At 46.4% G+C, this 19959-nt stretch carries 16 protein-coding genes; 15 read left to right on the top strand and 1 reads right to left on the bottom strand.

All coding sequences use genetic code 11. The annotated features are described in order from the left end of the window. The first annotated feature begins 29 nt into the window (after positions 1-29). The 8 genes from GEV47_RS11755 to GEV47_RS11720 all read left to right on the top strand — a co-directional run bounded on the left by GEV47_RS11755 (position 30) and on the right by GEV47_RS11720 (position 11493). A complete protein-coding gene (locus tag GEV47_RS11755; RefSeq protein ID WP_153234966.1) occupies positions 30-6032 on the top strand; it encodes an Hpt domain-containing protein in 6003 nt (2000 codons plus the stop codon). Between the two features lie 147 nt (positions 6033-6179). After that, positions 6180-6581 carry a DUF3224 domain-containing protein gene (locus tag GEV47_RS11750; RefSeq protein WP_153235062.1) on the top strand — a complete coding sequence of 134 codons (402 nt, stop codon included), beginning with the start codon at positions 6180-6182 and terminating at the stop codon, positions 6579-6581. Positions 6582-6841: 260 nt separating this feature from the next. Next, entirely contained in the window at positions 6842-7480 is a 639-nt protein-coding gene (locus GEV47_RS11745) for a YqgE/AlgH family protein (protein ID WP_228124680.1), read from the top strand. Positions 7481-7507: 27 nt separating this feature from the next. Continuing rightward, complete coding sequence (gene ruvX, locus GEV47_RS11740; RefSeq protein WP_153234964.1) at positions 7508-7888, top strand: Holliday junction resolvase RuvX; 381 nt, start codon at positions 7508-7510, stop codon at positions 7886-7888. Positions 7889-7947: 59 nt separating this feature from the next. Then, entirely contained in the window at positions 7948-8469 is a 522-nt protein-coding gene (gene pyrR, locus GEV47_RS11735) for a bifunctional pyr operon transcriptional regulator/uracil phosphoribosyltransferase PyrR (RefSeq protein ID WP_153234963.1), read from the top strand. A gap of 3 nt (positions 8470-8472) precedes the next feature. Further along, positions 8473-9432: an aspartate carbamoyltransferase catalytic subunit gene (locus GEV47_RS11730; protein WP_153234962.1), complete on the top strand. Its 960-nt coding sequence runs from the start codon at positions 8473-8475 to the stop codon at positions 9430-9432. Between the two features lies 1 nt (position 9433). After that, on the top strand, positions 9434-10729 hold the full coding sequence (locus tag GEV47_RS11725; RefSeq protein ID WP_153234961.1) for a dihydroorotase: 1296 nt from the start codon (positions 9434-9436) through the stop codon (positions 10727-10729). 11 nt (positions 10730-10740) lie between these two features. Further along, positions 10741-11493, top strand: a complete 753-nt coding sequence (locus tag GEV47_RS11720; protein ID WP_153234960.1) for a lysophospholipid acyltransferase family protein — start codon at positions 10741-10743, stop codon at positions 11491-11493. A 1-nt stretch (position 11494) separates the two neighbouring features. On the opposite strand, the gene GEV47_RS11715 is transcribed toward GEV47_RS11720, so the two are convergent. Beyond that, positions 11495-12358, bottom strand: coding sequence for a symmetrical bis(5'-nucleosyl)-tetraphosphatase (locus tag GEV47_RS11715; RefSeq protein ID WP_228124679.1), 864 nt, complete (start codon positions 12356-12358; stop codon positions 11495-11497). A 489-nt stretch (positions 12359-12847) separates the two neighbouring features. Here GEV47_RS11715 and rfbB point away from each other — a divergent pair, with 489 nt between their 5' ends. From rfbB to GEV47_RS11680, 7 genes are all read left to right on the top strand, one after another. Next, positions 12848-13930: a dTDP-glucose 4,6-dehydratase gene (gene rfbB / locus GEV47_RS11710; RefSeq protein ID WP_153234959.1), complete on the top strand. Its 1083-nt coding sequence runs from the start codon at positions 12848-12850 to the stop codon at positions 13928-13930. Continuing rightward, positions 13927-14820 carry a glucose-1-phosphate thymidylyltransferase RfbA gene (rfbA, locus tag GEV47_RS11705; RefSeq protein WP_153234958.1) on the top strand — a complete coding sequence of 298 codons (894 nt, stop codon included), beginning with the start codon at positions 13927-13929 and terminating at the stop codon, positions 14818-14820. The genes rfbB and rfbA overlap by 4 nt, the downstream gene beginning before the upstream one ends. A 2-nt stretch (positions 14821-14822) precedes the next feature. Continuing rightward, positions 14823-15368, top strand: coding sequence for a dTDP-4-dehydrorhamnose 3,5-epimerase (gene rfbC, locus GEV47_RS11700; RefSeq protein ID WP_153234957.1), 546 nt, complete (start codon positions 14823-14825; stop codon positions 15366-15368). After that, positions 15365-16294 carry a dTDP-4-dehydrorhamnose reductase gene (gene rfbD, locus GEV47_RS11695; RefSeq protein ID WP_153234956.1) on the top strand — a complete coding sequence of 310 codons (930 nt, stop codon included), beginning with the start codon at positions 15365-15367 and terminating at the stop codon, positions 16292-16294. Before rfbC ends, rfbD begins: the two co-directional genes overlap by 4 nt. Beyond that, complete coding sequence (locus tag GEV47_RS11690; protein ID WP_153234955.1) at positions 16294-17571, top strand: flippase; 1278 nt, start codon at positions 16294-16296, stop codon at positions 17569-17571. The genes rfbD and GEV47_RS11690 overlap by 1 nt, the downstream gene beginning before the upstream one ends. Before the next feature lie 213 nt (positions 17572-17784). Continuing rightward, a complete protein-coding gene (locus GEV47_RS11685; RefSeq protein ID WP_153234954.1) occupies positions 17785-18690 on the top strand; it encodes a glycosyltransferase family 2 protein in 906 nt (301 codons plus the stop codon). Further along, entirely contained in the window at positions 18687-19856 is a 1170-nt protein-coding gene (locus tag GEV47_RS11680; protein WP_153234953.1) for a hypothetical protein, read from the top strand. The genes GEV47_RS11685 and GEV47_RS11680 overlap by 4 nt, the downstream gene beginning before the upstream one ends. Positions 19857-19959: the final 103 nt, after the last annotated feature.

Genomic DNA, 19959 nt, shown 5'->3' with positions numbered 1-19959 from the left:
AACAGGTTCTCAAAACCAATAAGGCAGTCATGACCACCGCATTTTCTCAACCAGACACCGGTCCATTGTCATGGGTCATGAACGAAATTCAAGAGGCGCTGACGCAATCTGCGACAGCGTTGCAAAAATTATCTAGCGATCAGAACAAGGATCAAAGCACCCAGTTGCTTCTTGCAAAAACCTATTTGCACCAGGCGCATGGCGCGTTGCAGATGGTTGATATCAGTGGCGTGACGATATTGACAGAAGCGGTTGAAGAGTTGCTCGATCAGGCGCAAGCAGCGCAAACGGATGAGAACAGTAACGTTGCTGTTCTTAGCGCAGAGCAGGTCGCAACGATAGGTCAAACATATCAAGCGTTGATCGCTTATCTGGAAGAGTTGCTGGCTGGCGCCGCACATCAACCGGTCAAATTATTCCCGTATTATCATGCATTAATGCAGGTTGTCAGGACGGCAGCGGGGCAGCAAAAGTGTCATCCGGCAGATTTATTTTTTCCTGACCTGAGCATCAGGCCACAGTTTGTTGTGGAAGGTCAGCAGAATATCGAACTAGATTTAAAGTCGCTACGTAAACGCTTTGAAATGGCATTGCTGCCATTCCTGAAAAGCAGCGATAGCACAGTTGAGTGTCAGAATGCCGCCATCATGCAAAGTGTGATTGGTGAAGTAGAGCAGGCACAAACGCATCAGCAGTCACGCGCCTTTTGGTGGGTGATGAATGGCTTTTCCGATGGCGTTGCCAACGCCGATATTGTAACGAATGAGGGAAATGCGCTGCACGTCAAACAATTGTTTGCACGGATTAATTTGCAACTGCGTCGTTTAAGCGAAGGATCGTCGAGTATCTCCGAGCGCTTATTGCGTGACGCTTTGTTTTTTATCGCGGGCATACAAACGCCATCAGCGAAAAATCAGCAAATTCGTCTTGCATATCGTTTGGAAGGCGCGGTTCCAGCGGATTATCAGGCACGTCATTACGATCAGGTTAATCCTGTCGCACTGCAAGCAGCCAAAGAACATCTGACGCAAGCTAAAAATATGTGGGATAACCTGGCTTCGGGGAATCCGGCGCCAGCGCAAAATTTCGAGCAGCAGATGCATGCGTTGAGTGAATCCGGCGGCCAATTAAATGCGCCATCACTGGCTAAATTGCTGCGTGAATTAAGTGGCATTGCACGCCATGCGGCCTATGCCAAGCCGGGTGATGCGATTGGTATAGAAATTGCGACCAGCTTATTGTTTATTGAAAACACCCTAAGCCACATTCATCGATTGCCAGAGAATTTCTCTGAGCGTGCCGACGCGATGAGCGCACGCTTGCTATCGGTGATGTCAGGTGAAACACCAACCGAGCCAGCACATTGGTTGGGTGAAATTTATCAAGCAGCGCAACAGCGGCAAAATGTAAAAACATTGGCGCATGAGATGTTAGTCAGTTTGCGTCAGGTTGAAAAAATGCTTGATGAGTATTTTTCCGAACCCGCCAAACGTACGGTGCTGACCAGAATTGATCACGTCCTGTCTCAAATTCAAGGTGCATTGTCAATTCTGGATCATGTTGAATCCAATGCAGATGCCGCTGAAGTGATCACGCATACACGCGCCACGTTGCAGCAATTCTCTGATGCAGAAGATGGCCAATTGCCGGAGCAGATAGAGTTTGAGCGGATCGCGCAAAATATTGGCGCATTGAGCTTTTATCTGGAGATGCTACAGCATCAATCTGGTCATGCGGATCATCAACATTGCCGTTTGAATTTTGATGAAGAGCGCCAGGTATTTCGGATTAATCTATTAGAGCGTACTGCATCAACCGTGGTGAGTGAACCAGTGGTGCATGTCGTGGCTCCAGCCGTTCCGGTTTCGGCGATAGTCCCGGTTGCAGAAAATTTTGCGCCATTAGTTTCAGAAGCGGCGACATCTGGCGAGTCAGCTAGTGCTGCGCATGATGAATTTCCCGCGCTCTCTTTTCCGCATTTGCCGACGATAGAAGAAGAGCTGTTGCAACATCAGCAGCAAGCTGCCGAACTGGCGATATCGTTGTCGAATGAACCGCAGAATCTGGAGTTGCAAGAGCAATTAAAAGCATCGTTGGTGCAAGTGCGCGCTGACGCCAGATTAAGCGACGATCACAGTGCGAGCGATCGCGCGCAAGCGGCGATTGATCTGTTGGCTGCGCCCAATGCAACAATTGCAGAGTTGGTGACTGCGATTGTTCCTGCGCATACAGAAAATCACAGCCCGGAAATCACGTTGTCGGCACCAATGCCGACCAGTGAGGAAGAAGCCGACGCCGAGTTGCAGGAGATTTTTCTATCAGAGGCAGATGAAGTCTGTGCTTGTGTCCACGAGACTTTGCCGGAAGCACGTCTTGCCCCACACAATCAAGAACATTTAACGGTATTGCGTCGCGCTTTTCATACCTTGAAAGGCAGTAGCCGCATGATAGGCTTGACCGCATTCGGCGAGGCGGCATGGAGCATAGAACAGGTGCTCAATCTGTGGTTGTCTGAAGCACGGAACGGCACGCCGTCACTGTATGCGTTGCTAGATGAGGCGACGCAGTATTTTGAGGGATGGATTGCAGATATTCGGGCGATGGGAACATCGCATCGGACAGCAGAAGCGCTAAGTGCATCTGCGCAACAGGTCCGCGATGGCCATGAATTTTTACCTGCACACGTCATATCTGCAGTGCTTGATACAAGCGATGATGCTGAGTTAAACGCTGAGTTAAGCGCTGAATTGACTGACGAAGTAGTCTCGCCAGCATTCATTGTGCAGGCGACAGAATTACAGCCTTCTGACATTCAGTTATCTGAGGTGTCGGAAGACGAATTTGCCGACGCTATCGCGCTGTTTGCTAGCGAGCATACTGGCACTGAGTCGCCAGTGGTCGAGCTGGCCAGCTATGCAGAACACAATGTTGATGCGCTTCAATTACCGCCCGACCAACCGCAACATCAAGCGGAAAGCGCAGAAGTGATTGCTTTCCCGGGCGTGCCGGAAAGTCGTCCAGATGACAGTCTTAAAAAAATTGGTGAATTGCAGATCAGTCTGCCGTTATACAACATTTATTTAACTGAAACAGATCAGTTAGTCCGTTTGTTAGCGCGTGACTTCTCTGAGTGGCGGCATGAGCCTGAGCGTGTTGTTGCCGTACAAGCGATCCATGCTGCACATTCTTTGGCGGGCAGCTCGGCCACGGTTGGTTTTAAACCGTTGCAGGAACTGGCGCATGCGTTGGAAATGTTATTGCAGCGTGCCGCTTTGCAACCAACGGTTATGCAAGAACAAGATTTTGTTATGATCACGTTGGCAGTTGATCAGGCAAAAGCGATGTTGCAGGAATTTGCGCAAGGTGAAATGCCGTATTACGAACCGGCATTGGTAAGTGGTTTGAATGCACTGATGCATGCGAATGACGAGCCGCGCAAAGATGACGACGCAGAAGTGCTGCAAAGTCTATCACCATCATCCGATAATGTTCAGCATCTGCACGTGCTTGAATCTGTCACTGCAATAGCAGAGACAGAGCCAATGTTAATCGAAACTATGGCGCCAGTAGTGCCGCGTCTGTTCGAGCAAAGCACGGAAGAATTGGATGCCAACTTAACTTTGCGCGACGATTTGGATGAGGATTTATTGCCGGTCTTTATCGAAGAAGCGCGAGATATGTTGCCGCAAATCGGTGGTGCTTTGCGTGACTGGCAACAGTCAGCACAGGAAACTTCTGTTGCAATGCCGACCGCTATCATCCAGGCAATTTTGCGCCATTTGCATACCATTAAAGGCAGCGCACGGATGGCCGGTGCGATGGTGCTTGGTCAGCATATGCATGAGATGGAAAGCCAGATTGAAATCATTTCACACAGCAGCGATGATCAGAGCAAGGCTGAGCATATTCTGCATAAAGTAGAAGAGCTGCTCGCGCACTACGACCATGGAGTGCAGCTGTTTGAAGATCTGTGTTCGCCACAACCAAAACCTAAAGCAATTGCAGCAAGTGCAGCAAGCGTAACAAGCACGGTGGCCCCAGTTGGAGCGTCGTCTGCATTGACGTCAGTGATAGTGCCAAAGATGGCGGGATTAATCGCCGCAACGACAGCTGCAACACCATTGCCAGTCAAAGCACCGGTGCAGCAAGTGCGTGTGAATGCCGACATTCTTGATCGTTTGGTAAATCAGGCCGGTGAAGTTTCTATCGCGCGTTCGCGTTTGGAATCCGGGGTTGGTACTTTGCAGTCGTCACTATCGGAGTTGGATGAAAACGTGGTGCGTTTGCGTGAGCAGTTGCGTGAAATTGAGATGCAGGCGGAAACGCAAATATCTTCTCGGATGACGCAAGCCGGTGAGCGCGAATTTGATCCGCTTGAGTTTGACCGTTTTACCCGTTTGCAAGAGCTGACACGGATGATGGCAGAGAGTGTCAATGACGTAGCCACTTTGCAAAAAACACTGACAAAGTCGGCCGATGATGCCAGTGCCGATTTGGTTGCGCAAGGTTTGTTGACTCGTGATCTGCAACAAGACCTGATGCATGTCCGCATGGTGCCATTTGCTAGTGTTGCTGAGCGTTTGTATCGCCTCACTCGACAGGTATCGAAAGAGCTCGATAAGCGTGTGACGCTGGATATTCTTGGTAGCACAGTGGAGATGGATCGCGGCGTTCTGGAAAAAATGGTCGGACCATTTGAGCATCTATTACGTAACGCGATTGTCCACGGTATCGAAACGCGCGACGAACGTCGTCTCGCTGGTAAGAGCGATGTCGGCGAATTAAAAATCGAAATTCTTCAAGATGGTAATGAGGTATTGATTCAATTAACCGATGACGGTCAAGGTTTGAATTTGTCGCGGATACGCGAGAAAGCACAAAGTAACGGCTTGATCAGTACGGATCTATTATTGTCTGATGGCGAAGTTACTGATCTGATTTTCAAACCAGGATTTTCGACCGCAACGGAAGTGACCGAATTGGCAGGTCGTGGTGTCGGTATGGATGTGGTGCGTTCTGAAGCAACCTCTTTAGGTGGTCGTGTTGCGGTCAACACTGAAGCGGGTAAAGGCACTACGTTTGCAATTCATTTGCCGTTGACATTGGCAGTGACGCAAGTGGTAATTTTCTCAACTGGTGGCCAGACTTATGCTGTGCCATCAGCATTGGTGGAGCAAGTGCAGCAGTTGAAAGCACCGATGCTGGCACAGGCGTATAACGAAGGCACGTTGTTGTGGCAAGGACAGCGCGTGCCGCTGCATTATCTGTCGGCTCTATTGGGCGAGCATGAAGCCGTTCCGGCGGCGCAGCAATACACACCGATTGTGATTTTAAAAAGCGGTAACAGTGTCAATAATCGCGTCGCACTGCACGTGGATACGATTGTTGGTAACCGCGAGGTGGTGGTGAAAAATATTGGACCGCAATTGTCTCGTATGATCGGTATTGTCGGTGCGACAGTGCTCGGTTCTGGCGACATCGTGTTGATTTTGAATCCGGTGCCATTAGCGCAGCGCTTTGCGCAAGAAGTACGCGCGCCTCGCTCGGGCATGACCACGGAAACTGTTCATGCTGTCGAAGGCGTTGGTGCTGTAGCTGAAATGGAAGCCAGAGTCATCGCACCGACTGTCAAGTTAGAGCAAGGCCTGCGCACGCAAAAAATCGTTATGGTGGTCGATGATTCGTTGACAGTGCGACGCGTCACACAGCGCTTGTTAATGCGCGAATCGTATCAAGTCGTGTTGGCAAAAGATGGTGTCGATGCGTTGCAGCAACTGCAGGCGATTACGCCGGATGTGATGTTGGTGGATATTGAAATGCCGCGGATGGACGGCTTCGATTTGACGCGTAACATTCGCAGTGATGAACGCACGCGTCATATCCCTATTATCATGATCACTTCACGTACCGCTACCAAGCACAGGGCTTATGCGATGGAATTGGGCGTCAATGAATATCTTGGTAAGCCGTATCAGGAAGATGCTTTGTTGAGCGCGATTAGTGGATTTATGCAAAAAAGTATTCCCGCATAACGGTTTATACGTCGTTGCTTCCGCCTTGCCGTACTATCGTACTGTCTGCGTCGGAGCGCCTAGTCTAAACAGTTATGCGAGATTACTAAGAGGTGGCGTTGTAAAAATTCTTCTTCAGGGGGAACTTGAACAATGGATATAGCGGGCATGACGCAACACGCCAGCGGTACATTTGAGGTGACGCTGGCGCCGCAGAAGCCGGATAGCGATGTGGCGGCGGCTTCTCATGTTGGTCGCATGACAATAGACAAGCAGTTTCATGGCGAACTTGATGCCACCAGCAAGGGCGAGATGATGGCCGTGCAATCGGAGGTCAAAGGCTCTGCGGGTTACGTAGCGCTGGAGCGCGTTACCGGGAAGCTGGGCGGACGTGAAGGCAGCTTTGTGCTGCAGCACAGCGGCACAATGACTCGAGGCGTTCCAGAGCTATCCGTTACCGTTGTTCCAGACTCCGGGACCGGCGAATTGAAGGGGCTTGCCGGCAAGATGGATATCATTATTGCACCGGATAAAACGCATACTTATACCTTCGTCTACACGCTAGAGTGATGTAACGAGAATACGCGCCAAATTGAATTGTCATGGCGTGCGCGCTAATGCTGTCATTTCAGTTGTCATTCATTGCTCTTCTGCTTGCATTTTTAATATGAATACAAAATGCAATCGTCAGTCCTGTTTTGCGTCAGCCTTAATTTCAAAACTGATAAAATGGCGGGATGACTAAGCAACAGACAAAAAAGAGCGTTTCCTCTCCCGTATCCCCGTCCGATTCCGAGACGGCAGCCCTTAAATTTTCCGAACCTTTGCAGATGGATTTGAGCAATCACTTCCTGATAGCGATGCCAGCAATGCAAGACCCCATATTTGGCGGGTCGGTCGTGTTTCTTTGTGAGCATAATGCCGATGGTGCTATGGGGGTGGTGATCAATAAAGCCACCGATATGACGATGGACATCTTGTTGGAGCGGATAGATCTGAAACTGATTTCGGATGACGTTGTGTCGCCACAGATATCGCCGTTAATGGAACGCATGACGAGTGCAAATGCCAGCGCCGATAAGGGTGACAAAATTACACTGCCTCTGACCAAGCGTCCGGTCATGTTTGGTGGGCCGGTACAAGCCGAGCGCGGGTTTGTTTTGCATTCACCACCTACTGCCTACTCTTCCACCGTAAAAGTGAGCGATCAAGTCGCAATTACTTTTTCCAAAGATGTGTTGGAAGAGGTTGCACATGCAATTGGCCCGGAGCGGATGTTGGTCAGCATAGGCTGTTCGAGCTGGACACCGGGACAACTGGAAAATGAAATTGCACGTAATGATTGGTTAACTGTTGCGGCCGATCCGGAGATCATTTTCGGAATGCCGATTGCGGAGCGATTTGCGGCCGCAATAAAATTGTTGGGGATCGATCCGTATCTGTTATCGGCAGGATCTGGACGTGCGTAAGCCCAGGGAGTTTGTGATTTGAATGCAATGGAAACCATACTAGGCTTCGATTTTGGGCTGAAACGCGTTGGCGTTGCCGTCGGAAATACCTTGCTCAGGCAAGCGCAGCCTTTAACGATTATCAGCGCCGTGAGTAACGATGCGAAGTTTGCAGAAATTGCGCTGCTGATCAAGGAGTGGCAACCGGCACGCTGTATCGTTGGTTTGCCCTTGCATCCCGATGGAGCGGATCACGAAATGAGTGTACGTTGCCGCCGTTTTGCGAATCAATTGCAAGGACGTTACGGAGTCGACACGGTATTGGTGGATGAGCGTTACTCTTCAGCGGTGATTACACATCAGCGCGGTGAAATGATTGATGATCAGGCTGCGGCCATCATCTTGCAGCAATACTTTAATGATCTGTAGACCTAAGCAAGCGAGCATAAATATTTATGCCGGCTTACTTACTTTAAGAAATATAGAACATGACAAATAAAAAACTCGATGCCGAAGCACTGTATCAAGTGTTGGAAGCGCAAGTCAAAGCTGGCCTGACGCATGCGGATAACGTTGCCATTGTCGGAATTTATTCCGGCGGTGCCTGGCTTGCCGAACGTCTGATGAAAGCACTGAAGTTGGAAAATAGTGGCCGTCTGGGCTTTATCGACGTCTCTTTTTATCGCGATGATTTTGCTCAAAAGGGATTGCGTACGGACATCAAGCCAACGCAGATTTCTTTCGATGTGGATGGCGCGACGATTTTGCTGGTCGATGATGTGCTTTATACCGGGCGTACTACACGTGCGGCGATTAATGAACTGTTTGATTATGGCCGCCCGCACAAAATCATGTTGGCTGCCTTGGTTGATCGTGGTGGTAGGGAATTGCCGATTGCGGCTGATTTTTTCGCCGATACAGTAACTCTTAAAACTGGCGAATCGCTGGAACTTCATCGTGCTGATGACGGCACACTTTCATTGACTTTGCATACTGACGACCATAAATAATCCATGCTTAATCCTCAACTAAATAAAAACGGCGAATTGCAACATCTGTTGACGATCGAAGGATTGCCGCCGGCTGTGATCACAAACATTCTTGATACCGCATCATCGTTTGTAGGCATCAGTGACAGAGATGTAAAAAAAGTGCCGTTGATGCGTGGAAAAAGCGTCTTCAATTTATTTTTTGAAAACTCGACCCGCACCCGCACCACGTTTGAAATTGCTGCCAAGCGTTTATCGGCCGATGTGATTAATCTGAATATCTCCGCATCCTCTGCCAGCAAGGGCGAGTCATTATTGGATACGATCGACAATTTGTCGGCGATGCATGCAGATATGTTCGTGGTCCGCCACTCGCAATCTGGTGCACCGTATCTGATTGCCAAACATTTGATCGATACCAAGCAAGGACATGTCCATGTGGTCAACGCCGGCGACGGGCGTCATGCGCATCCGACGCAAGGCTTGCTGGACATGTACACCATCCGTCACTATAAAAAAGACTTCACCAATCTGACAGTGGCGATCGTTGGCGATATATTGCACAGTCGTGTAGCGCGTTCTGACATTCATGCTCTGACCACTTTGGGCGTGCCGGAAGTGCGCGTGATCGGCCCGCGCACTTTGCTGCCGAGTGGTTTGGAGCAAATGGGTGTGCGTGTGTTTACCGATATGAATGAAGGCTTGAAAGGTGTCGATGTCATCATCATGCTGCGTCTGCAAAATGAAAGGATGACGGGCGCGTTGCTGCCATCGTCACAAGAATTCTTCAAGAATTATGGCCTGACTCAAGAACGTTTGGCGTTGGCAAAACCTGATGCGATTGTGATGCATCCGGGGCCAATGAATCGTGGTGTCGAAATTGATTCTGCTGTTGCTGATGGTGGACAGGCGGTGATTTTACCGCAAGTGACATTCGGGATTGCGGTGAGGATGGCGGTAATGAGTATTTTGGCGGGGAATTAAGATGAAATTGCATATTAAAAATGGTCATTTGATTGATCCCGCAAACGGTATCGACGCACAACAAGATCTCTTTATTTCGTCTGGAAAAGTAGTCGGCATTGGACAAGCGCCCGAAGATTTTGAAGCGGATAAAGTTTTCGATGCGAATGGTTTGATCGTCGCGCCAGGCTTGGTTGATTTAAGTGCGCGTTTGCGAGAGCCAGGGTATGAACATAAGGCTACGCTGGAATCTGAAATGCAAGCCGCGATGCAAGGTGGCGTCACCAGTTTGGTATGCCCACCGGATACCGATCCGGTGTTGGACGAGCCGGGTTTGGTGGAAATGCTGAAGCATAGGGCCAAGTCTTTAAACCAGGCGCATGTCTATCCATTGGGGGCGTTGACTGTGGGCTTGAAGGGAGAAGCGCTGACAGAAATGGCCGAGCTGACGGAAGCTGGTTGCATCGCTTTTTCTCAGGCAGAAGAACCGATTTTGGATATACGGGTTTTGCTGCGTGCGATGCAGTATGCACAGACGTTTAATTACGCCGTGTGGTTACGACCACAAGATCCGTATTTGGCAGATGGCGGGATTGCCAACAGTGGTGCGGTGGCGTCGCGCTTAGGATTGTCTGGGGTGCCAGTGATGGCCGAAACCATACGTCTCTACACCATTTTTGAATTGGTGCGTTCTACTGGCGCACGCGTGCATATTTGCCGCATTTCATCCGCAGCGGGAATTGAACTTATTCGTGCTGCTAAAAAAGAAGGCTTGCCGATTACCTGCGATGTCGGCGCACATCATATTCATATGACGGAAGTCGATATTGGCTTCTTCGATTCCAATGCGCGCATGACGCCACCGTTCCGTGCGCAACGGGATCGTGATGCGATCCGTCAAGGCTTATTGGATGGGACGATAGATGCGATTTGTTCGGACCATACACCAGTCGATGATGATGAAAAGCTGTTGCCGTTTGGTGAAGCAACACCTGGAGCAACCGGATTGGAATTGCTATTGTCATTGGCGCTGAAATGGGCCGATGAAAACGTTGACAACAGCAAGCATGCGCTGAGTCGTGCTTTGGCAAAAGTGACCACTGATGCAGCGCAAGTTGCAGGTTTGTCCGCAGGGCAGCTGGCGATTGGCAGTGTAGCCGATGTTTGCGTCTTTGATCCTGCGGTGCGCTGGAAGGTCGATGCCAAGGTTTTGGCAAGTCAAGGTAAACACACGCCGTTTCTTGGTTACGAATTGACTGGCCAGGTACAGGCCACTATCGTTGCCGGCCATATTGCGTACGTGCGTAGCGCTCAATAAGCATGAAGAGTATGCGTTTTGTTTTGTTCTGTCGTTTGCTGCGCGTGATATTGCATTTGATCGCTGGTTTATCGACCTGTGCTTTCATTTTTCCTTTCATCGGTACAGCAGGGCGAGGGCGGCTTATTCGTCGTTGGTCGATCAAATTATTGGACATTTGCAGAGTCAGCGTGCAGCTCCATAATCCTGCTCAGTTGGCGGCGGCATCACATGCTTTGATCGTTGCCAATCATGTGTCATGGCTGGATATATTTGTGATCAACTCAGTGCAATCGTGTCGTTTTGTCGCCAAATCGGATATTCGTAGCTGGCCATTAATTGGATGGTTGTGCGATAAATCCGGGACAATTTTTATTGCGCGTGGCAAGCAAAGCGATGTGCGGCGGATATTTCAGGGATTGGTGCACAGCATTCAGGCAGGAGAGCGAGTGGCTTTTTTTCCTGAAGGGACGACTGCCGCGCAAGGCGGTGTATTGCCTTTCCATGCGAATTTATTCGAGGCGGCAATTGATGCGCAGGCGCAGATTCAACCATATGCTGTACGTTATCTGAATGCCGATGGCAGCTTGCATCCCGCCGCAGATTTTATTGGTGATATGACGTTCGCGCAAAGTATGGTCACGATATTGAAAGCACCAGCGATGCAGGCCGAGTTGATTCAATTAACACCGCTGACAAGCACGTCTAAGCATAGACGAGAACTGGCGACGATGGCCCATGCGTCGATTGCTGCGGCGCTTGGACAAACGAAAGAAGCACTGTAAATTATTTACCCGGCTTTTGCGCTTGAGGGCAATCGACCTGAAGCACGGCGCGATCAGCTAAGCGTATTGCGGTTAATTTTCCACCCCACACGCAGCCGGTATCCAAACCGATCAGATTGGGACGTAAAGTCAGGCCGAGGGTTGACCAGTGACCGAACACCACAGTGACATCGTTACTTTGTCGCTGTGGCGCATCGAACCATGGCAAATAGCCGGGTAAAGCGGAGCCGGCACTTTCTTTGGCAGCGAATTCCATTTCGCCAGCTTCAGTGCAAAACCGTATGCGGGTCAATGCATTGACGATGCAGCGCAAACGCGCATTGCCCGTTAGCGCATCATTCCACATCGCGGGCTGATTTCCGTACATTTCCCCCAAAAAATCTAACCAGTCTGTGCTTCGCAGCTTGGCTTCAACTTCTTGCGCCAATGCGAAAGTTTTGCTGCCAGACCATTGCGGCAACACACCTGCGTGTACAAACAAATGTTGATCTTGCAGTAGCGCCAATGGCTGATACCGCAGCCATTCCAGCAATTCATCGCGGTCGGGAGCATTGAGTATCGGATCCAATGTATCGCTGCGATGCAGTTTGCGTATGCCATGAGCGGCTGCCAGCAAGTGCAAGTCGTGATTGCCCAATATTGCCTGCGCTCTAGCGCCGAGAGAGCGAATCAATCTTAACGTTGCCAGCGACGAGGGGCCTCGATTGACCAGATCCCCCACAAAAATCAATTGGGCATTCGGCGTAATGCTCTCTATACGTTCTAATAATGCGACGAGGCTGCTATGGCAACCTTGTAAGTCACCGATGGCATAAAGATTGGAGGGCGTGGAGGTCATAGGGTCGGAGTTATTGATGCGCTTCATCAGCATATTATCGAATGCATCGATTTTATCCCGGCTGGCGACTTGCGCCTTACCTATCTGGATTGTTGTTACGTGAATATTTCGGCATGAAGATAGCGTTTTCCGCGGGTACGCGCTTAAATCTGTGAGATAGAAGAGGATAAATTATTTCCAAAACATTCGAATAAAATTTATATTTTCTCCGGTTCTAAATTATGCGTCGTTTCACATAATTTATTCCTGTGCGCCGGGCTCAGGTGCCACGAGTCGCGGGCACCTGTTAAGGAGTTGGAATTTACATACAAGTATTTGTAAATTAGGTATTTATTGGCGATTTGTTTGTAACGGGATGTGTCAATGTTTCGATTAGTGCCTATTTAATAACTCTTTTTTATCTGCAATGGTGGATAATCCCGGCTTGCTAACATGTATTCACTATATGCGCTTTATTGCGCCCTTTCTGTATGTTCAAAAGGGCTGCTTTCTACGCAATCGTATTAGGATAATAAAATGATTTTTGTTACTGGCGGTGCAGGTTTTATAGGTTCGAATTTTGTACTTGACTGGCTGGCACAAAACGACGAGCCAGTGGTTAATTTCGATAAGTTAACCTACGCGGGAAACATGAATAATCTGGCAACTATTAACCAAGACCCGCGCCATATTTTCGTACAGGGCGATATTGGTGACACCGAACATGTTGCGGCATTGCTCGCAGAACATAAACCGCGCGCCATCGTGCATTTTGCAGCGGAAAGTCATGTTGACCGCTCGATTCACGGTCCAGCCGCATTTATTGAAACTAACGTTAATGGTACCTTCGGCCTGCTTGAGGCTGTGCGTGCGCATTGGACCGCTTTACCCGCGGCGGAACAAGCGGCATTTCGTTTTCTGCACGTTTCTACTGATGAAGTGTACGGCACGCTAGGCGCAAACGATGCGCCATTTACTGAAACCACGCAATATGCACCTAACAGCCCTTATTCGGCATCTAAAGCTGCCTCGGATCATTTAGTACGCTCGTATCATCACACTTACGGCTTACCGACATTAACCACCAATTGCTCTAACAATTATGGTCCGTATCATTTCCCAGAAAAGTTAATTCCGCTGATTATCACTAACGCCCGCGCAGGCAAGCCATTACCGATTTATGGGGACGGTCAACAAGTGCGCGACTGGCTTTATGTGAGTGATCACTGTGCGGCTATTCGCCGTGTGCTGGAAGCCGGTCAACCGGGAGAAGTTTACAACGTCGGTGGCTGGAATGAAAAAGCTAATCTCGACGTGGTGCATGTACTGTGCGACATTTTGGACAAGCTTGATCCTAAAGCAGCAGGTAGTTATCGCGATCAGATCACTTACGTTACAGATCGCCCAGGCCACGACAGGCGCTATGCGATTGATGCACGCAAGATTGAGCGCGAATTAGGCTGGAAACCAGCAGAAACTTTCGAGACTGGCATCCGCAAAACGGTACAGTGGTATTTGGATCATCAGGACTGGGTCAGTGATGTGCAATCTGGCGACTATTTGAAATGGGTAGCAAAAAATTATCAGGAGCGTCAAACGACAGCGGGAGTTGCAAAATGACCACTGTACAAAATCGTAAAGGTATTATTCTCGCCGGCGGCTCCGGAACGCGCTTATATCCGGTCACGATGGCAGTATCCAAGCAGTTACTGCCAGTCTACGATAAGCCAATGATTTATTACCCGCTGACGACCTTGATGTTGGCGGGCATCCGCGAAATTTTGATCATTTCGACGCCGCAGGATACGCCGCGCTTCAAAGAGTTGTTAGGTGACGGTAGTCAATGGGGTATTCAACTAACATATGCGGTGCAACCAACACCCGACGGATTGGCACAGGCATTTATTATCGGCCGTGAATTTGTCGGTGATGCACCGTCAGCATTGATCCTTGGTGACAATATCTACTACGGCCACGATTTTGAGAGCCAACTCCGTGCCGCGTCTGCGCGTACTGAGGGCTCAACCGTGTTTGCCTATCATGTACATGACCCGGAGCGTTACGGCGTGGTCGAATTCGATAACAACCGCCGCGCTGTCAGCATAGAAGAAAAACCGCTACAACCAAAATCAAATTATGCCGTCACAGGTTTGTATTTCTATGATCAACAGGTTTGTGATATTGCCGCCAGCATCAAACCATCTCCACGCGGCGAGTTAGAAATCACTGATGTCAATCGCGCTTACCTGGCAAATAATCGACTCAACGTTGAATTAATGGGCCGTGGGATGGCATGGCTAGATACCGGCACACATGAGTCGCTATTGGAAGCAGGCCAATTTATCGCAACCATAGAGAATCGCCAGGGATTGAAAGTAGCATGTCCAGAAGAAATCGCCTTCCGTCGGGGCTATATCACAGCAGCTCAGCTTGAAGCCTTGGCACAGCCGTTAAAGAAAAACGGATATGGGCAATACCTACTGCGCTTACTGACCGAAAAGGTTTATTAATTATGCAAATTCAAACTACAGCAATACCAGATGTTGTCATCATTGAGCCAAAAGTATTTGGTGATGACAGAGGTTTTTTTTACGAGAGTTTCAACGAACGTCGCTTCCTCGAATTGACGGGCGTTACTGCAAATTTTGTTCAGGATAACCACTCCAAATCAGCAAAAAATGTTTTGCGTGGTTTGCATTATCAAATTCAGCAACCACAAGGTAAGTTAGTGCGTGTGGTCGCGGGTGAGGTATTTGATGTTGCGGTGGATATTCGTAAAAGCTCGCCAACTTTTGGTCATTGGGTCGGTGTCGTGTTGTCGGCTGAGAATAAGCGCCAATTATGGGTACCGCCAGGCTTCGCGCATGGCTTTGTGGTTACTAGCGATAATGCAGAGTTTTTATATAAAACGACAGACTATTGGGCACCGGAATTCGAGCGCTCGATTTTATGGAATGATCCCGCCGTCGGTATTCAATGGCCGATAACCGGCGAGCCATTACTTTCTGGTAAAGATCAAATCGGTAAATTATTGGCCGATGCCGAGGTTTTTGCATGAGGATTCTGGTAACAGGTAAGACCGGTCAGGTTGGTTATGAACTTGAACGCAGCTTACAAGGTCTCGGCGAAATTATTGCGGTTGACCGTAGTCAGATGGATTTGTCCAACTTGGATCAAGTGCGCGATGTGATTCGGACAGTTAAACCGAATCTGATCATCAATCCAGCCGCATATACAGCAGTTGACAAGGCTGAAAGCGAGCCTGAGTTGGCAATGCTGGTTAACGGTATTGCGCCAGGAGTCATGGCAGAAGAAGCCAGGAAAATTGGCGCGGCGATGATTCATTACAGCACGGATTATGTGTTTGATGGCACCAAGCGAGACTCACAAGGGGCATTCGAACCATACACGGAAGATGATGTTCCGAATCCAATCAACGTATATGGCAAAACAAAATTAGCCGGAGAGCAAGCCATTATCGCCAGTGGTTGCGCGCATTTGATTTTGCGTACCAGCTGGGTGTACTCCACGTATGGCAAGAATTTTTTGCTGACTATGCTGAGACTGGGAAATGAGCGCGATGAGTTGAAAGTAGTTGATGATCAGTGGGGCTCGCCGACATGGTCGGGCTGGATTGCTGATACGACCGCACAGTTGATTAAAGAGCAGTTAATCACATCATCAAATCACGACGATGCAGCTTCTCGCTTATCGGCAATCGCTGGTGTTTATAACCTGGTCAATTCTGGATATACAACTTGGTGCCGATTTGCCCGGCAGATTTTTATTGAAGCTGCAACTGATGGACATTTGAAAAAAAATGCCCCTACTGTTCTGTCAATCGGCACGTCGGATTACCCGGTACCAGCACCTAGACCTGCTAATTCACAACTAAATACTGCGAAATTAGAAGCCTTATTAAGCGCGCCCGTTAATAGTTGGGAGCGTAGCCTTCATGAATGTCTCAAGCGAGATAATGTCTAATGTCTTTAAAGCGTAATACAGTCTGGAATTTAGTAGGTAGTGGATTACCATTTTTGCTTGGTGTAATAACAATCCCCTATTTGATTAAGCATATTGGGGTAGAGGCCTTTGGTATTCTTACGCTTGTTTGGGCACTTATTGGCTACTTTAGTTTGTTCGATTTTGGATTAGGGCGCGCATTAACACAAAAAGTAGCATCCTGTCTGGTGTCCGATGATCAAGGTAGGGTGCCAGAATTAGTTAAGTCTGGCTTAATTTTCACTGCGATCACAGGAATACTCGGCGGTTTTATACTGGCAATTTTCGCTTCGCCACTTGGACATAGTTGGCTAAAAGTTAGCGAATCATTGCAAGCCGATACTGTGCGCTGTCTTTTGATTGCTGCTTTCGGGATTCCCCTGACGACGGTTACCACTGGTTTGAGAGGGGTTTTAGAGGCTTATGAAGATTTTAAGGATATCAACCTCTTAAGGGTTTTATTAGGTGCCGCAAATTTCGGTTTGCCAGCACTAAGTGTAATGCTATTGGGTCCATCATTAGCCTGGATGGTTGTTAGTTTGGTAGCGGCACGACTAATAGTTACTTTTGCACATATTGCACTTGTTAATAAAAAATTATCAAATAATTGGTGGCAGAAAAAAGCAAGCGCCAAAGATATAAAAGGACTACTTTCTTTTGGCGTTTGGATGACTGTTTCCAATATCATTAGTCCATTGATGGTAACTGCTGATCGCTTTGTAATATCTGCAGTATTGGGAGCAAGTGCAGTGGCTTATTACACAGTTCCATCAGAAGTTTTGATGCGCGTATTGATCATACCTGCAGCGCTAAGTGGTGCATTATTTCCGCGTTTAGCCTCAAAATTAATGGTTGATTCTGCAGAGGCCAAAAAAGTTTATTACAACTCTATGAAGGTGGTTGCTGGAATTTTAGCACCTATTTGCCTAATTATTGCTCTGGGGTCGTATTGGGGATTATCTATTTGGTTGGGTAAGGATTTTGCACAAAAATCATGGGCGATTGTTAGCATCATGAGCGTAGGGATTCTCTTTAATGGAATTGCATTTATCCCATTTGCGGCAATTCAGGCAACAGGGAATGCACAAATAACGGCGCGATTACATGCATTGGAATTATTGATTTATATTCCATTACTGTATTTTTTCTTGCACACATTCGGAATTCTTGGTGCTGCAATTGTTTGGACTATTAGAGTGGGGGGGGATCTTGTGTGTTTATTGGTGATGGCCAAGAAAACCCTAAATAAACTAACTTAATAAAATGTACATAATCTGTTTTGAATTTTATTAAATTAAATTTACTAAATTTTAGAACATAGAGTTGTATATATTGTTTAATAATTATTATACTTTTCTTGGTTTAGTAATGAAAATTATATTGAAATTAAATTTGAGTAAATTTATTTTTCTGACTAAGGCCCGCAATTAAATTTTCTCAATTAATATCTCACTTTTAATAAGCAATTTTTTATGAACTCTGTCGCAGCTATCATTATATGTTTTAACCCTGATTGCAATTGTTTGTTGAATTTAATACGTGCAATTGATTCTGAAGTTGAATTGATAATTATAATTAATAATGGCGGCTTAAGTAATGAAGACATAAAATCACTTAAAGCTGGTAGTGATAAATTAAATGTGGTTTGCAACGATGAAAATCTAGGCGTTGCTACAGCGCTAAATATAGGTTGTGGCGTTGCAAATGAAGGAGATTATCGATTTGCCGTATCGTTTGATCAAGATAGCGCTCCTGAAAAAGGAATGATTACTACTTTATTAAATGAACTTGTAGAATATAAAAATACCGATTGTAAAGCTGTTGCAATTGGTCCTCAAATTGTTGATATGCGAGGAAATGATATTGTTTATATGCCATTTATCAAATTTTCAAATTTTCAAATAAAAAAATGGTATGGCGAAGAAAAAAAAGAAACTCAACCTGTGTCTCATGTGATTACATCTGGATGCCTTTTGGACGTCGGTATTTGGTCAAAAAATATGAAATTCGACAATCGGTTATTCATAGATTTAGTGGACACGAATTGGTGCTGGAATGCAATACGACATAATTATGTTGTGTTGGGTACTACTAAAGCGCACATGGTTCATGAGTTATCAGAAAAAATAACAAAAATTTCTAAATTTTCTCTGAGTTCTTATAGTCCAATAAGAAGATATTATCAATTGAGAAACTCAATATATCAAATTTTCCATGAGCCATTAATGATTTCTCAAAGAATTTATTTATTCAAAACTATTCTTAATGGAATATTTTCTTCCATTTTTTCAGATAAATTTCCCTTGAAATCTCTTAGATATGGAATGCGAGGATTGGTTGATGGATGTATTGGGAAATTGGGAAAAAATAAATTATGAAAAACCCTTTTATTATATACATAGGTATATTTTTTTTTGTGATAGTGACATACCAACTGGGTTGGTCTAGTATTTATCCAGGTTTGTCATTAGATATTTTGATGTTTTTCGCATTTACATTTTTTCTTTCCTTTACACTTTCTTTAATATTTTCAAGAAATATTAAAAATATTAAAAATTACAATCCAGGAAGGTTGCCCAAGTGGATATTTCCCTTATTGTTATTTTTATTAATTATAGATATAGCTTACACCGGCGTAGTACCATTGTGGATGGTGATAAATCGCTACGAATATAGCTATCTTACATTTGGAATTCCAACATTGCATGTTGCGATTATAACATTTTCAGGTGCTTTTGCGACTATTCGATTTGCTGATTATTTATACTCGCATAAATCGCGTTATCTTTTCGAAGCAATTGTGCCAATTGTATTCGATATATTAATTGTTAATCGTGGCGCAGTTTTGATTACATTGGTTACATTTGCATTTGTTCTAATTATTAAGCGTGGGAAATTAGGGTTGAAACGAACTTCGATTGCTCTAGTTATCGCTTTAACAGTATTGTATGGATTTGGCTTATTAGGGAACATCCGTTCAGGAGCGGGAGGCATTGAGGAAATAGGGCAACCTACGCCAGAATTTTCTGACTCCGAAGTTCCGAAATCATACTTTTGGACATATATATATTTGACATCTCCACTAGCTAATTTTGAAAAGACTCTGAGTGACTCGACAAAAATAAATGGGAGTGCTATGGAATTTGTGACGTCAGAAATGACTCCAGATTTTATTTCCAAGCGTATTTTCTCATTGGCAAATATTGACGATAGAATACCTATTATTCAAATATCACCTAGTCTTAATGCTTCAGGATTATTTGCCAGATCATATGCTTATCTTGGATGGTTTGGGCCAATTTTTATGTTTTCGTTTTTTTCTTTATTTATTATTGGGTATTTGCTAGCAATAAGAAAATCTGCTTACTCTGTTCCAGCCTTAGCTTTGCTTAATACTTTAATTGTATTTTCTATTTTCGATAATATGATTGCTTTTACTGGAATGAGCCTTCAACTCTTATGGCCATTAATCATTAATATTCGTCGGAAATCAGCTCGAAAATTATCAAATTTTAATGTGGAACCATGTAATACCATGACATAGTATATAAAATATACTGCCTATATGCAATAAAATTGATTTGATGAAGCTACTTTATGAAAATGTGCTCCCAAGTGAAATATGTCATTCAAAAGAATAAGCAATT

This window comes from Glaciimonas soli (genome assembly GCF_009497155.1).
In the GTDB taxonomy this organism is placed as follows: domain Bacteria; phylum Pseudomonadota; class Gammaproteobacteria; order Burkholderiales; family Burkholderiaceae_D; genus Glaciimonas; species Glaciimonas soli.
The sequence above is the reverse complement of the archived record's forward strand: the minus strand, read 5'-3'. Positions and strand labels throughout refer to the sequence as shown.